Genomic DNA, 12,605 nt, shown 5'->3' with positions numbered 1-12,605 from the left:
GCCGCCCGCCCGCCCCCCGCCGAGGTGGCCCGTCGCCTGGCCCCCGAGGGCGCGGCCCGGCTGGTGGCCGCCTCGGGCGCGGCCACGGGGCTGCTCACGTCGTCCGGGGTGTCGGCCGGTGTCGTGGCGGACCTGGGCTCGGCGGAGGCGTTGGCGTCCTGACCCCGGGCCGGGGCCGGGGGCGCCTGCTCGTTCCCGCCCTCCTGCTCGTGCCCGCCCTCCTGCTCGTCCTGGCCGCCCTGACCGTCCTGGCCGTTCTGACCCTGGTCGTCCTGGCCCTGGTTGTCCTGGCCGTTCTGACCGTCCTGGCCGGTGTCCGCCGGTGCGGAGGCCGTGGCGGTCTGCTCGGCCGGGGGTTCGGTGGCCGCCCCGTCGTCACCGGGCTGCTGCTCGTCGCCGTCGCCCGGCTGCTCCTCGCCCTGGCCCGGCTCGGATCCCGGGGGTGTGTCCGGACCGCACTCGCGACCGGAGTTGATGCATTCGACCATCTCGCGCATCAGGTCCTCGTCGAAGACGTTGATGAAGTCGCTGTGGTCGGTGACCGGCTTGTGCAACTGCTCGGGGAAGGAGTCCACGGCGAACAGCGGCACGGTCCTGCCCCCGTCCTCCAGGCTGGGCGCGGCCACGTCGTAGACGACCCGCTGCACCAGTCGCGGAACGGCCCGGAACCCCTCCGGGCAGCTGCCGTCGGCGGCGGCGAAGGCCATGTGGGTCCGGTGGTTGGCGCTGTCGATGTTGCGGCCGTCCCAGCAGCTCTGGAAGGTGAAGGTGCGTACCACGTCGCTGCCCGAGGGACAGAGCGGGTACTTGTCCTTCAGCTGCCGGTCCTCGAAGCCGGTGCAGCTCCAGGAGGCATTCGCGTTGGTGTCGCCGTTGACGAACGCCTTGGCGTCGCCGGTGATGATGCGCAGCAGCCGGGGCATCTCCGTGACCCTGCCGCGCTCATTGCCCTCGAACGTGAGGGTGACCTCGGCCGGCGTGACGATCTCGCCCGCGTTGCCCTCGATGCCGCCGCCGGGCGACTGGGCGTCCTGTTCGGCGGTGCCGTTCTGGAGGCGCAGCACGGGCCAGTAGTACGAGGACTTGTCGCCCTGGTCGGCGCAGCTGGTGTCGGCGGCGGCCAGGTCGTCGTCGCTCGCGAAGGCGTCGTTGGCCTGGTTGCCGACATAGTCGTGGAAGTGGTGGGCGCCGTTGCCGACACCGGGGGCGGCGATCAGGTTGTCCGAGTTGAACAGGCCCTCGGCGTTGACGCCGCAGCTGGTGGCGAAGGAACCGGTCGAGGCCTTCTTCTGCCTGGGCGCCCGCACGACGTTGGGCTGGACGGACTCGATGTCGGCGTAGTCCGCCGCCACGGGGCCGTTGCCCGCCTGTCCGCCGTTGCCGGGCTGCTGCTGTCCGTCACCGGGCGCTTCACCCGTACCGTCCTGCTGCCCCTGCCCCTGCCCCTCACTCTGCCCCTGGTCCTGGCTTTGGTCCTGGCCCTCCCCCTGCTTCTGTCCCTGCGGGGCCGGGCTGCCGCTCTCCGTGGCCGCCGACGCGACCTCGGTGCGGCGCAGGGTGCATTCGGCCAGGGTGTCCAGGCCCGCGGGGCGGTCCCCGGCCTTGTCGACGGCGGCGGCGATGCGTTCGATCGTGGCCGCGCGCTCCTTCTTCAGCGGGTCGAGGATCGCGCCCTCGTCGAGGGTGCCGTCATCCGCGGTGCGGGCGGCGGCCTGCAGCTGGCGGTAGGCGGCGGCGATCTGCGCGTCGAGGTCGGCGAGTTCGGCGTCGACCTCGGGCCTGGCCTGCTCGGGAACGACCGTGAGCCGTTCGGTCAGGTCGGGGCAGTCGACGGTGGCCGCGACTCCGGACGTGCCCAGGGGGACGGCGGCGTTGCCGGACTCCGTCGCGGAGGCGAAGACGTTGACGGCCACCAGGCCGCCGCCCCCCAGTATCAGCGCGACCGCTCCGAAGGTCGCGCGCCGCGCCCCGGTCGGGCGTCTGCGCCTGTTGTGTCCCAAGGCGTGCTCCTGTGTCGTGACGTACTCGTACGTACTCGGACGTGAAATGCCCCCGGCTCCATACGGAACCGGGGGCCGGAGCGTTCAACCGGCGCTGGAATTCTCAGCCTTCCCTCACCTCACGGGCGCAGGACCAGCCGGATCGGGTTCCCCTCCTTCTTCTCCAGCCGGGCGACCGCCTCGGCTGCCTCGGCGAGCGGCAGCACCCCGCTGACGGAACCGGAGAAGTCCAGCCGTCCGCCCTCGATCAGGCGCAGGAGCTGCGGCAGGGCCACCGGCATGTCGGAGCCGTAGTGGCCGACGATGCGCTGCTGGAGGTAGCTGAAGCGGGTCCCGTCCGTGACGGTGAGCGGCTTGTCGGTCAGGCCCACCAGGACCAGCCGCCCCTTGGGCGCGAGGACGGAGACGGCCTGCTCCCGCACGGGCGGCACGCCCGCGAAGTCGAAGGCGGCGCCGAGTCCGAGGCCGCCGGTCACCTCCCGCACCGTCCGGCGCAGTTCGGGGTCGGCGGAGTCCAGGGCGAGGTCGGCGCCCACGGCCAGGGCGCGTTCGCGGGCGACGGGGCTCGGGTCGACGGCCACGACCGGGCAGGCGCCGACGGCCCGGAGCAGCTGCACGGCGTGGACGCCGAGACCGCCGACACCCCACACGCCGACCGCCTCGGCCGGCCGGACCGCGCCGCTCTCGGTGATCGCGCCCCACGGCGTGGACACCGCGTCCGGGATGATCGCGCCCTGCTCGAAGGGGATGCTGTCGGGCAGCGGTGTCATGGCGTCGGCGGCACTGAGGGCGTACTCGGCCCAGCCGCCGTCGTAGTCGACGCCGCGGGTGTAGACCACGCCGTCCCGCGACTCGCCCGCGTGCAGCACCACCCGCTGCCCCGGCGACCAGGCGGTGACGCCCGCCCCGGTCTCGGCGACGGTGCCGGAGACCTCGTGGCCGAGGGTGACGGTGTCGCCCTGGAGGAGCAGCGGGGTGAGGGTGCCGTCGATGAGGTGCACGTCGGACAGGCAGACGCCGGCCGCCTCGACCTTGACCAGCACCTCCCCCGGGCCGGGCTGCGGGCGGGGCACCTCTTCGAGTCGCAGGGTGCGGCTCGGGACGTGCAGGCGGGCGGCGAGCATCTGCGCCATGACAGGACCTCCTCGGTGCGGTGGCGACCCCGCGCGGCCCGGCCCCCAGCGGTCCATCGCAGGTCGACTTGCGTTAACCGTACACCCAACGCAGGACGACTTGCTTTAAGCTGGTCCGATGACCTCACCGGAACCCGTCGCCCCGCCCCTGCGCCGCCGCGGGGAGCGGATGCGGCGGGCCGTGCTTCAGGCCGCGGTGGACCTGCTGTCGAGCCAGGGGCTGGCGGGCGCGACGGTCGGCGCCGTGGCCCGCGCGGCCGGGGTGCACGAGACCTCCGTGTACCGGCGGTGGGGCACCCGCGAGAACCTGATCCTGGACGCGCTGACCACGGAGCTGGACGCCGCGCTGCCGGTCCCGGACACCGGACGGGTCCGGGACGACCTGCTGGCGTTCTTCTCCGCCCTGGCCCGGCTCCTCGCCACCGCGCAGGGCGGGGCGCTGCTGCGGCTGAGCGTCGAGCGGGACGACACCCTGGAGGACCGGCGCGGGCCGTACTGGAGCGAGCGGCTGGACCGCGCGGTGGTGATGGTCCGGCGGGGAGTCGAGCGGGGCGAGCTGGCCGCGGACACCGATCCGGGCCTGCTGATCGAGGCGGTCAGCGGTCCGCTGTTCGTCCGGGTACTGCTCAGCGGGGCGCCGCTGGACGACGCCCTCGTCCGGGAGCTGGTGGACCTGGCCCTGGACGGGGCCCGCCCGCGGTGAGCTGAGCGGTCCCGGCCCGGACCGGGAGGCGACAGGACGGTGACGCCGAACCGCCGGCACGCCGGGCGGGGCTGTCCGCTCGCCCCGCCCCTGTCCCCCGAAGGGCCCCTTGTGGGTGGCTCGCCCGCGGTGGAACGATGCCCGGGCACCGGCTCACCGCACCGGAGGGAACGCACGTGACCGACGACCGGGAACGCCCGCGGCCCGCCGCCGCGTTCGACGCGCTGGGCGCCGAGTACGAGAAGGCGTTCGCCGGGTCGAAGACGCACCGGCACTCACTGGAGTGGCTGCTGGCGCGGCTCGCGCCGGGCAGCCGGGTGCTGGACGTGGGCAGCGGCACGGGCCGCCCCACCGCCGAGACCCTCGCGGACGCCGGGCACCAGGTGCTGGGCGTCGACGTCTCCCCGGTCATGGTGGAGCTGGCCGCGCGGCAGGTGCCGACCGCCGAGTTCCGGTGCGCCGACATTCGCGACGTGCCACTGGCGGACGCCTCGTTCGACGCCGTCTGCGTGTACTTCTCGCTGCTCCAGCTGGACCGGGAGGAGCAGCGGGACCTCGTACGGCACCTGGTGCGGTTGCTGCGGCCGGGAGGTTACCTGGTCCTGGCCACCGTGCCGCTGGACGTGCAGGACGTGGACGCCACCTTCATGGGCCAGCCGGTGCGCGTGACCAGCTTCCCCGCCCAGGACCTGATCGCCCTGGCCGAGGAGTCCGGCCTGGAGGTGCTGGCGCAGGAGGCGTCGATGTTCACCCCGGCCCACCCGGACGCCCGGCCGGAGCCGCACCTCTTCCTGCACTGCCGGCGCACGGGGCAGCCCCGGATGGGGTAACTGCGCACGCGGGGAGCGAGGCCCACGGTCACAGTGGGCACATGACAGAACCTGGCGAGCGACGGCGCCGCACCACCTCCACGGCCACGCGCGAGCGAGGCGTGCGCGACGCCCGGGACGCCGCCCGGCACGCCGCCGACGCCCTGTCCGAGCTGATCCGGCACCACCTCGAAGGGGTCTCCGCGGTGTGCCGGAGCGAGGACGGCGGCTGGATCGTGAACGTGGACGTGCTGGAGGTGGCGCGCATCCCCGACACCACCAGTCTGCTCGCCACCTACGAGGTCGAGCTGGACCCGGACGGCGACCTGGTCCAGTACCGCAGGATCGCGCGCTACCGGCGTGGTGCCCAGGACCAGTGAGCGGACCCGCGAGGCCCGCACCCGGAAGGACCCCCGCATGATCACCTACGACGACGAGGTCGTCTGCGCGCCCCGCGCCGGAACCCTCTACGACGTCCTCGAACTCATCCTCGACCGCGGCATGGTGATCGACGTCTTCGTGCGCGTCTCCCTGGTCGGCATCGAGATCCTCAAGGTGGACGCACGCATCGTGGTCGCGAGCGTCGACACCTATCTGCGGTTCGCCGAGGCCTGCAACCGGCTGGACCTGGAGCACGACGTGCGGTCCAAGACCGTGCCGGAGATGTTCGGCAGCCCGGTGGCCAAGACCGTGGGCAGGGCCGGCGCCCGGCGGACGGCACGCTCCCTGACCGACAAGGTGCGCGACGTCCTCACGCCCGAGCACGAACACGACCACGAGGAGGAGGCGGAGGCCGAGGCCGAGGCCGAAGCCCGTCCCCGCGAACGCGCGGTGCGCGGCAGGAGCGCGGAGCGGCCCCGCGGCCGGTCCGCCGCACGCCCCCGCGACGAGGACGACCGCCCCCGTTCCCGCTCCCGCCGGCGCACCGAGGAGGAGGACCGATGACCGCGCCCGCCACCACCGGCACCGCCGTCGGCGCCGACGCACCGGCGCCCGCCCTCAATGCCCTGTACGTCTACGGCATCGCCCCCGCCGGGGTCCGCACCCCCCGCTCCTCGGGCGTCGACGGCGCCCCGGTGCGGCTGCTGACCGAGTCCGGACTGTGCGCCGCGGTGTCCGAGGCGCCCCCGCGGCTGCGGCCCCGGCGCCGTGACCTGCTGGCCCACCAGGCCGTCCTGGACGAGCTGGCGGCGCAGGGGCCGGTGCTGCCCATGCGGTTCGCGGTCCTCAGCCCGCGGTCCGACACCCTTCTCGCCCAGCTCCGCTCGGACGCCGCTCACCTGGCCGAACAGCTCGACGGCGTACGCGGGTGCGTGGAACTCAACGTCAAGGGGACGGTGGTGCCCGGCCACTTCGCCGATCTGGTACGCCGGGACGACAAGCTGCGGAGCCTGGCCCTGCGGACCCGGCGCCGGCCGGACTACGAGGCCAACGTCCGGCTGGGCGAGGCGATCGCGCTCGGTGTGCGCCGGGAGGCGCGCCGCACGGCCCGGGAGGTCGTCGACGAACTGGCCCCGCTCGCCGTGCGTACGGTCCGGGGCGCGACCGACGACGAGCAGGTGCTCAACGTGTCGTTCCTGCTGCGCTCGGCCGACGAGGCGCGGTTCCGGGAGGCGGTGGCGGCCCGGGCCCGGGCCTGCGGGGACCGGCTGGCCCTCGCCGTGACCGGGCCGCTGCCCTGCTACAGCTTCGTCGACCCGCACCCGGCGACGCCGGCCGGCCGGTGACCGCGTGGGCATCGTGAGCGGTCTCCTCCTGCTGCCCCTCGCGCCGGTGCGCGGCACGGCATGGATCGCCGACCACCTGCTCCAGGAGGCCCGGCGCCAGGCGCACGACCCACGCGCCGTGCAGGCGCGGCTGGCCGCGCTCAACCGGGCCCTGGACGAGGGCGCAATCGACGAGGCGGCCTTCGAACGGGAGGAGGAGCGTCTGCTCACCCTCCTCGAACGCCGGGGCCGGCCCACCGGCCCCACGACCACGACGAGTCCAGCGCGGAGACGACACGTATGAACGACAGCAGCAGGACGGCCATGGCGGCCGCCGTGGCGGGCGGGTACCTCCTCGGGCGCACGAAGAAGGCCAAGCTGGCCTTCGCGGTCGGCTCCTATCTGGTGGGCCGACGCGTCGGCCTCTCCCCCGGCCAGGTGCTGGGGCAGGGGCTGGGCGGTCTGCAACGGGCGCCTGGGTTCCAGGAGTTGAGCGACCAGGTCCGCGGCGAGCTGCTGACCGCCACCCGCGCGGCCGTCACCGCCGCGGCGAACCGCCGGCTCACCGGTCTGGCGGACGGACTCCGCGAGCGTACCGACGCGCTCACCGGCGCGGACGGACGGGACGACGGCGGCGACGGCCGCGACGACCGCGACGGCTCCTGGGACGAGGGCGCTCCGGACGAGGAGGCCTTCTTCGACGAGGAGGACCGGGAGGAGGACCGGCGGCCCGCGCCACCCCGGAAGACGGCGAAGAAGGCCGCGCCACGCAAGGCCGCGCCGCGCAAAGCCGCGTCTCCAGCGCGGAAGACGGCGAAGAAGGCGGCCGCGAAGAAGACCGTACCGGCGAAACGTGCGCCGGGTCCCGGCGGCAGGCGCGGAGGTGGGCGCGCATGACCCCCGACCGGCAGGGCGGCGGCGGCCCGTCGCCCCTCGGCGACCTCAAGGACGCCCTGGGCGGCTACCTCTCCGCCGCGGGGCAGGGCCTCGTCGGCAGGGCGGGGGAACGGATCGGGTCCCTGACGGACCGCCTGACCGAGTCCGCCGACGGCGCTGCCTCGCAGGGTGGCGGCGGTTCGAAGGGCGGCGGCGGTTCGGCAAGCGGCGGCAGCGGCGGCGGCAGCGTCAAGGCGACGCACATCATGGAGACCGTCGACATCGGCGTCCCGCTGCGCACCGTCTACGACCAGTGGACGCAGCTCCAGGACTTCAGCGGCTTCACCAAGGGCGTGCAGAGCGTGAGCCCCCACGACGAGGTCACCTCGGACTGGACCGCCAAGATCGCCTTCTCGAGCCGCAGCTGGAAGGCGACCGTCCAGGAGCAGGTCCCCGACCAGCGGATCGCCTGGACCTCCGAAGGCGCCAAGGGCAGTGCCAACGGAGTCGTCACCTTCCACGCCCTGGCGCCCCGGCTGACCCGGGTCGTCGTGGTCGTCGAGTACTACCCGGCGGGCTTCTTCGAGAAGACCGGCAATCTCTGGCGTGCCCAGGGACGCCGACTGCGGCTGGACCTGAAGCACTTCGCGCGGCACGTGACCCTGGCGGACGCCGAGGAGATCGAGGGCTGGCGCGGCGAGATCCGCGACGGCGAGGTCGTCAGGAGCCACGAGGAGGCGCTGGACGAGGAGGAGGCCGACGCCGACGACACCGGGGACGACGAGGACGAGTACGGGGACCGGTACGGGGACGACGAGGAAGGTGAGTACGACGACGAGGAGGAGCCCTATGAGGGCGACCAGTACGACGAGGACGACGGCGACGACGAGGACGAGGACGAGGACGAGGACGACGAGCGTGCCCGCCCGCGTCGCTGACGCCGCCGCGGGGAGCCGGCGGTGACCGACCTCGAACACCGCTACCCGGGCCCGGGTACGGAGCCCTACGGGCCGCCCTCCGGCAGCCTCGCCGACCTCCTCGAACGCGTCCTGGACAAGGGCATCGTCATCGCCGGCGACATCAAGATCGACCTCCTCGACATCGAACTGCTGACGATCCGGCTGCGGTTGTTCATCGCCTCCGTGGACACCGCGAAGAAGGCGGGCATCGACTGGTGGGAGACGGACCCCGCGCTGTCCTCCCGGGCCGCGCGGGACGCGCTCGCCGAGGAGAACGCTCGGCTGCGGGAGCGCCTCGACGCTCTGGAGGGCGCCGCCGGGGAGACGACGGGAGCGGTGCGATGAGCGCGTCCGCCGCCGGACCGGCGGCACCCGGCATCGTGTGCGCCTTCGCCGTCACCCGCACCCCGCCCGACCCGGCCGGTCTGGCGGCGGTCAGGGGGCACGAGGAGGGCGGTCCGCTGCGCGTCCTGCGTGCGGACGGCGGCCTGTGCCTGATCGTGCAGGACGTCCCGGCGGCCCTGTTCGACGAGGAGGCGCTGACCGAGCGGCTCAACCGGCCCGCTGACCTGGAACGCTGTGCCCGCGCCCACCACCGGGGCGTCGAGGCCGCTGCCGGGCGGGGCCCCGTCGTGCCGCTGCCGATGGCGACGCTGTACCGGGGCGACCTGACCGCGGCCCGGGCGGTGGCCGCCCGCCGGCCCGTGCTGGAGACGCTGCTCGACCGGCTGCGCGACCGTACGGAGTGGGCCGTGAAGGTGCACGCCGCCGGAACCGCGCCCGAGGCCCCCGGGGACGACGGCGCCGGCGCTCCCACCGGCTCCTGCGACGGGGGACGGGCCTACCTCAGCCGGGTCAGCGCGCGGCGGCGCGAGCAGCGCGGGGCACGCGGGCAGGCGCTGGCCGAGGCGGAGGCCGTCGACACGGCACTGCGCCGCCACGCGGTCGCCGCGACGCGGCACCGCCCGCAGAGCGAGCGGCTGACGGGCCACCGGACCCCGCAGCTGCTGAACGCCGCCTACCTGGTGGAGGACGCCCGGCGCGCCGACTTCACCGCGGCCCTGGCCCGGTTGACCGCCGGCGCGCCGCACCCCGCTGTGCGGGTGGAGGCCTCGGGCCCGTGGATCCCGTACTCCTTCGCCCGCTGGGACGAGGACCCGCATGCCGGCCCCGGCCAGGAGGCCCTCTCATGACCGTCCCGGACGCCCGTACGCCGGGCCCGGCTCCCGTGCCCTGGGACGGCCCGGAGCCGTACGCACCGGTCGGGGTGCCCCTGGTCGACCTGCTGGACCGGGTGCTGGCGACCGGTGTCGTGGTCAGCGGCGACCTGGTCCTGGCGATCGCGGACGTGCCGCTGGTGCGGATCTCCCTGCACGCGCTGCTGTCGTCGGTGAACGAGCGGGTGCCCGCTCCCTGGCCGGACAGCGGACCGCTGTGACCGCGCCCCGGGGCCGTGCCGCCCACGCCCTCGACCTGGATCCGGAGCGGGTCACGAACGACCTGGCCGCGCTGGTGCTGACCGTGGTGGAGCTGCTGCGCCAGCTCATGGAGCGCCAGGCCGTGCGCCGCTTCGACGAGGGGACGCTGAGCGCGGAGCAGGAGGACCGGCTCGGCACGGCGCTGATGCTGCTCGACGAGCGGATGGACGACCTGTGCGCCCAGCACGGACTCAGCCGCTCCGACCTGAACCTCGACCTGGGCCCGCTGGGACCGCTGCTGGCCGACCCGGAGCCGTAGGCCCCGGACGTGCGGCGCCCGGCCGTGGGGAAAGGCCCCGGCACCCGGCACGAGCGATCGTTATGATGGCGCGGAATCGCTCAAACGAACATTCACGGGTGGGGAGGCCTGATGCGGGAGCCGGTCGATCTCAGGCGCCAGCGGATACTGGCGGCGGTCCAGGCGCGCGGTACCGCGCGGGTGCGCGACCTCGCCGACGAGTTGCAGGTCTCGGTGGTCACCGTGCGCCGCGACGTCGAGGAGCTGACGCGCGAGGGCCGGCTGAGCCGCGGGCACGGGGTGGTGCGGTCGACGCTGCCGGCCCGGGAGACTTCGGCCGACGCGGTTCCGGCGGCCGGGGACCGGGTGGCCGTGGTGGTTCCCGTGCGGCACTCGTACCTGACCGAGACGCTGCACGGGGCCCGTACGGTCCTGGAGCGGGCGGGGGTGCGCATGGCCCTGCACCTCGCGCCGCAGGCGTCCGGTGCCGAACGCCCGCTGGTGGAGCGGGCGCTGGCGGACGGCGCGGACGGGCTGCTGATCGCGCCGCGGTGGCGCGGCCGGGCCGACGAGGAGGCCGACCACGAGTGGCTGGCCGGCGTCGGGGTGCCGACGGTGCTGATGGAGCGCCGCCCGTGGCGCGGCAGCGCGTTGCACGCCCTGGACTCGGTGTGCTCGGACCACTGGTACGGCGCCCACCTGGCGGTGGACCACCTGACGGGACTGGGTCACCGGCGCATGGTGTTCGCCACCCGGCACGACAGCCCCACCGCCCGTTCGCTGCGGGCCGCGTTCACCGAGATCGCCGCCGCGCACCCCCTGGTGGAGCGGTGGGCGTGGACGCTGGTCGCGCCGGAGGCCGGGGTCGACGGGCCGTACTCCGCGGCCGAGAGCGCCGGACTGCCCGCGCTGATGCGCGAGGTGGGAGCGACCGCGATGGTGCTGCACGGCGACGTGGACGCGCTGATGGTGGTCCAGCGGCTCGCGGAGGAGGGGGTGCGCGTTCCGGAGGACTGCTCGGTGGTCGCGTACGACGACGTGGTGGCCGGTCTGGCCTCGCCCCCGCTGACGGCCGTGTCGCCGCCGAAGGCCGAGGTCGGGCACGCGGCGGCGGAGCTGCTGCTCCAGCGCCTGGCCGAGGCGCCCGGCGACCGGCAGCCGGGGCGGCGGGTCGAGCTGCTGCCGCGGCTGATGGTGCGGGGTTCGACGGACCGGTTGCTCGAACCGCTCACTCAATGAGCGTTTGAGCGTTTCATTTTCTTCTGATCGATCTATTGACCGTTTGAGGCGGGGCGTTCAGGATTCCGGTGTCTCGATGAGTCGTGTCCGCACCGAAGCGGACCCGCAGGAGCCGCGGAGGCGCCATGCCCGGACGACCCAGCCGTCGCTCCGTGCTCGCCGCGATGACCGCCCTACCCCTGACAGGAGCCGCGAGCGCCTGCAGCGGGGGGAGCGGCGCATCGTCGGCCCGCACGGGCACCACCACCCGCATCACCTTCTGGTCCGCCCTGCGCGGCAGCCAGGAAGTGGTCGACGCGTTCAACCGCACGCACCGCAACATCCAGGTGGAGTTCCAGCAGATCCCCTCCGGCGGCCAGGGCGGCTACGCCAAGCTCAGCAACGCCGCCCGGGCCGGGAACGCGCCCGATGTCGCCACCCTGGAGTATCCGCAGGTCCCGGGGTTCGCCATCGACGGCGTCGCCCGCGACATCACCGACCTGATGAGCGACGGCCTGCGCCGCAAGCTGCTGCCGCAGGCGCTCGGCCTGACCACCTTCGAACGCCGGGTGTTCGCCGTGCCGCTGGACGTCGAACCGATGGTGATGCACTACCGCGCCGACCTGTTCGACGAGTACGGGCTTCAGGTCGCCCGTACCTGGGACGAGTTCGCCGAGCAGGCGGCCACGGTGCGTCGCAAGGCGCCCGACCGCCGGCTGGTGCTCTTCCCCACCGACGGGATGACCCAGTTCGCCTGCTACGCCTGGCAGGCGGGGGCCCAGTGGTTCGACACCTCCAAGGGCGCCTGGAACGTCTCCCTCGCCGACGCGCCTTCGCGGCGGGTCGCCGCGTACTGGCAGCGGCTGATCGACCGGGACGACGTCTTCATGAACGCCGTCGAGAGCAGGCAGTCCGACGCGCAGATCGGCAACGGACTGGTGCTCACCCGGCTCACCGGCGCCTGGGACGCCGGCGCCCAGATGAACGCGCGCCCCGGGCAGAAGGGCCAGTGGCGGATCGCGCCGCTGCCGCAGTGGGACACCGCGAGCCCCGCGACCGGCACCCACGGCGGCTCCACCTTCGCGATCACCGAGGACAGCAGGCACCCGGAGGCCGCGATGGAGTTCATCGAGTGGCAGGTCTCCCACCCCGACTCCCTGCGGGCCCGGCTCTCCAGCGGCACCAGCAGCCAGTACCCGGCGGCGCCGGGACTGGTCTCCGTGGGCCGCGACGCCTTCGACCGCTCGTACTACGGCGGCCAGGACATCTACAGCCTGTTCGAGCAGGAGGCCGAGAAGATCGGCGACCAGTGGCTCTGGGGCCCGCGGATGAGCGCCACCCAGAAGGTCATGCAGGACTCCTTCGCCCGGGTCAGCGGCGGCCAGGGCAGTCTCGTCGAGTCGCTGCGCACCGCCCAGGAGGGCACCATGCCCGACCTCAAGGCGCTCGGCCTGTCCACCACCCAGCACAGCACCTGAGCCGACG

16 protein-coding genes are annotated in these 12,605 nt (G+C 74.2%); 14 read left to right on the top strand and 2 right to left on the bottom strand.

Annotated features, from left to right (window positions below; translation table 11 throughout):
* Both K7854_RS27370 and K7854_RS27365 read right to left on the bottom strand, forming a co-directional pair.
* A partial coding sequence (locus K7854_RS27370; protein ID WP_226029218.1) for a DUF1996 domain-containing protein occupies positions 1-1,913 on the bottom strand: 1,913 nt, incomplete at its 3' end.
* A gap of 206 nt (positions 1,914-2,119) precedes the next feature.
* Entirely contained in the window at positions 2,120-3,133 is a 1,014-nt protein-coding gene (locus K7854_RS27365; protein ID WP_226029216.1) for a zinc-binding dehydrogenase, read from the bottom strand.
* 118 nt (positions 3,134-3,251) lie between these two features.
* Between K7854_RS27365 and K7854_RS27360 the strand changes: the two genes are divergently transcribed.
* The 14 genes from K7854_RS27360 (at position 3,252) to K7854_RS27295 (ending at position 12,598) form a co-directional block, all read left to right on the top strand.
* Positions 3,252-3,836, top strand: a complete 585-nt coding sequence (locus K7854_RS27360; RefSeq protein WP_226029215.1) for a TetR/AcrR family transcriptional regulator — start codon at positions 3,252-3,254, stop codon at positions 3,834-3,836.
* 137 nt (positions 3,837-3,973) lie between these two features.
* A complete protein-coding gene (locus K7854_RS27355; protein WP_226029214.1) occupies positions 3,974-4,666 on the top strand; it encodes a class I SAM-dependent methyltransferase in 693 nt (230 codons plus the stop codon).
* 41 nt (positions 4,667-4,707) lie between these two features.
* Positions 4,708-5,025 carry a gas vesicle protein GvpO gene (locus K7854_RS27350; protein ID WP_226029213.1) on the top strand — a complete coding sequence of 106 codons (318 nt, stop codon included), beginning with the start codon at positions 4,708-4,710 and terminating at the stop codon, positions 5,023-5,025.
* Positions 5,026-5,062: 37 nt separating this feature from the next.
* Positions 5,063-5,590 (top strand): gas vesicle protein GvpJ, encoded by a 528-nt coding sequence (gvpJ, locus tag K7854_RS27345; RefSeq protein WP_226029212.1) that lies wholly within the window; start codon positions 5,063-5,065, stop codon positions 5,588-5,590.
* Positions 5,587-6,372: a GvpL/GvpF family gas vesicle protein gene (locus K7854_RS27340; protein WP_226029211.1), complete on the top strand. Its 786-nt coding sequence runs from the start codon at positions 5,587-5,589 to the stop codon at positions 6,370-6,372. The genes gvpJ and K7854_RS27340 overlap by 4 nt, the downstream gene beginning before the upstream one ends.
* Before the next feature lie 4 nt (positions 6,373-6,376).
* Entirely contained in the window at positions 6,377-6,655 is a 279-nt protein-coding gene (locus tag K7854_RS27335) for a gas vesicle protein GvpG (protein ID WP_226029210.1), read from the top strand.
* Entirely contained in the window at positions 6,652-7,248 is a 597-nt protein-coding gene (locus tag K7854_RS27330) for a hypothetical protein (protein ID WP_226029209.1), read from the top strand. The genes K7854_RS27335 and K7854_RS27330 overlap by 4 nt, the downstream gene beginning before the upstream one ends.
* Complete coding sequence (locus tag K7854_RS27325; RefSeq protein WP_226029208.1) at positions 7,245-8,165, top strand: SRPBCC family protein; 921 nt, start codon at positions 7,245-7,247, stop codon at positions 8,163-8,165. Before K7854_RS27330 ends, K7854_RS27325 begins: the two co-directional genes overlap by 4 nt.
* A 21-nt stretch (positions 8,166-8,186) precedes the next feature.
* Complete coding sequence (locus K7854_RS27320; protein ID WP_226029207.1) at positions 8,187-8,531, top strand: gas vesicle protein; 345 nt, start codon at positions 8,187-8,189, stop codon at positions 8,529-8,531.
* Positions 8,528-9,379 carry a GvpL/GvpF family gas vesicle protein gene (locus tag K7854_RS27315; RefSeq protein WP_226029206.1) on the top strand — a complete coding sequence of 284 codons (852 nt, stop codon included), beginning with the start codon at positions 8,528-8,530 and terminating at the stop codon, positions 9,377-9,379. Before K7854_RS27320 ends, K7854_RS27315 begins: the two co-directional genes overlap by 4 nt.
* Positions 9,376-9,624 (top strand): gas vesicle protein, encoded by a 249-nt coding sequence (locus tag K7854_RS27310; protein WP_226029205.1) that lies wholly within the window; start codon positions 9,376-9,378, stop codon positions 9,622-9,624. Before K7854_RS27315 ends, K7854_RS27310 begins: the two co-directional genes overlap by 4 nt.
* Entirely contained in the window at positions 9,621-9,923 is a 303-nt protein-coding gene (locus tag K7854_RS27305; protein ID WP_226029204.1) for a gas vesicle protein K, read from the top strand. Before K7854_RS27310 ends, K7854_RS27305 begins: the two co-directional genes overlap by 4 nt.
* 111 nt (positions 9,924-10,034) lie before the next feature.
* On the top strand, positions 10,035-11,141 hold the full coding sequence (locus K7854_RS27300) for a substrate-binding domain-containing protein (RefSeq protein WP_226029203.1): 1,107 nt from the start codon (positions 10,035-10,037) through the stop codon (positions 11,139-11,141).
* Between the two features lie 125 nt (positions 11,142-11,266).
* Positions 11,267-12,598 (top strand): ABC transporter substrate-binding protein, encoded by a 1,332-nt coding sequence (locus K7854_RS27295; protein ID WP_226029202.1) that lies wholly within the window; start codon positions 11,267-11,269, stop codon positions 12,596-12,598.
* Positions 12,599-12,605 lie beyond the last annotated feature (7 nt).

It is taken from the genome of Streptomyces hyderabadensis (genome assembly GCF_020404845.1).
GTDB lineage: Bacteria > Actinomycetota > Actinomycetes > Streptomycetales > Streptomycetaceae > Streptomyces > Streptomyces hyderabadensis.
Note: the sequence above shows the minus strand (reverse complement) of the source record. Positions and strands in the feature narration are given on the sequence as shown.

Excerpts from the sequence above, each read along its gene's own strand:
- K7854_RS27365 (WP_226029216.1), bottom strand. The coding sequence starts at position 3,133 with ATGGCGCAGATGCTCGCCGCCCGCCTGCACGTCCCGAGCCGCACCCTG.
- K7854_RS27360 (WP_226029215.1), top strand. The coding sequence starts at position 3,252 with ATGACCTCACCGGAACCCGTCGCCCCGCCCCTGCGCCGCCGCGGGGAG.
- K7854_RS27355 (WP_226029214.1), top strand. The coding sequence starts at position 3,974 with ATGCCCGGGCACCGGCTCACCGCACCGGAGGGAACGCACGTGACCGAC.
- K7854_RS27350 (WP_226029213.1), top strand. The coding sequence starts at position 4,708 with ATGACAGAACCTGGCGAGCGACGGCGCCGCACCACCTCCACGGCCACG.
- gvpJ (WP_226029212.1), top strand. The coding sequence starts at position 5,063 with ATGATCACCTACGACGACGAGGTCGTCTGCGCGCCCCGCGCCGGAACC.
- K7854_RS27340 (WP_226029211.1), top strand. The coding sequence starts at position 5,587 with ATGACCGCGCCCGCCACCACCGGCACCGCCGTCGGCGCCGACGCACCG.
- K7854_RS27330 (WP_226029209.1), top strand. The coding sequence starts at position 6,652 with ATGAACGACAGCAGCAGGACGGCCATGGCGGCCGCCGTGGCGGGCGGG.
- K7854_RS27325 (WP_226029208.1), top strand. The coding sequence starts at position 7,245 with ATGACCCCCGACCGGCAGGGCGGCGGCGGCCCGTCGCCCCTCGGCGAC.
- K7854_RS27315 (WP_226029206.1), top strand. The coding sequence starts at position 8,528 with ATGAGCGCGTCCGCCGCCGGACCGGCGGCACCCGGCATCGTGTGCGCC.
- K7854_RS27310 (WP_226029205.1), top strand. The coding sequence starts at position 9,376 with ATGACCGTCCCGGACGCCCGTACGCCGGGCCCGGCTCCCGTGCCCTGG.
- K7854_RS27300 (WP_226029203.1), top strand. The coding sequence starts at position 10,035 with ATGCGGGAGCCGGTCGATCTCAGGCGCCAGCGGATACTGGCGGCGGTC.
- K7854_RS27295 (WP_226029202.1), top strand. The coding sequence starts at position 11,267 with ATGCCCGGACGACCCAGCCGTCGCTCCGTGCTCGCCGCGATGACCGCC.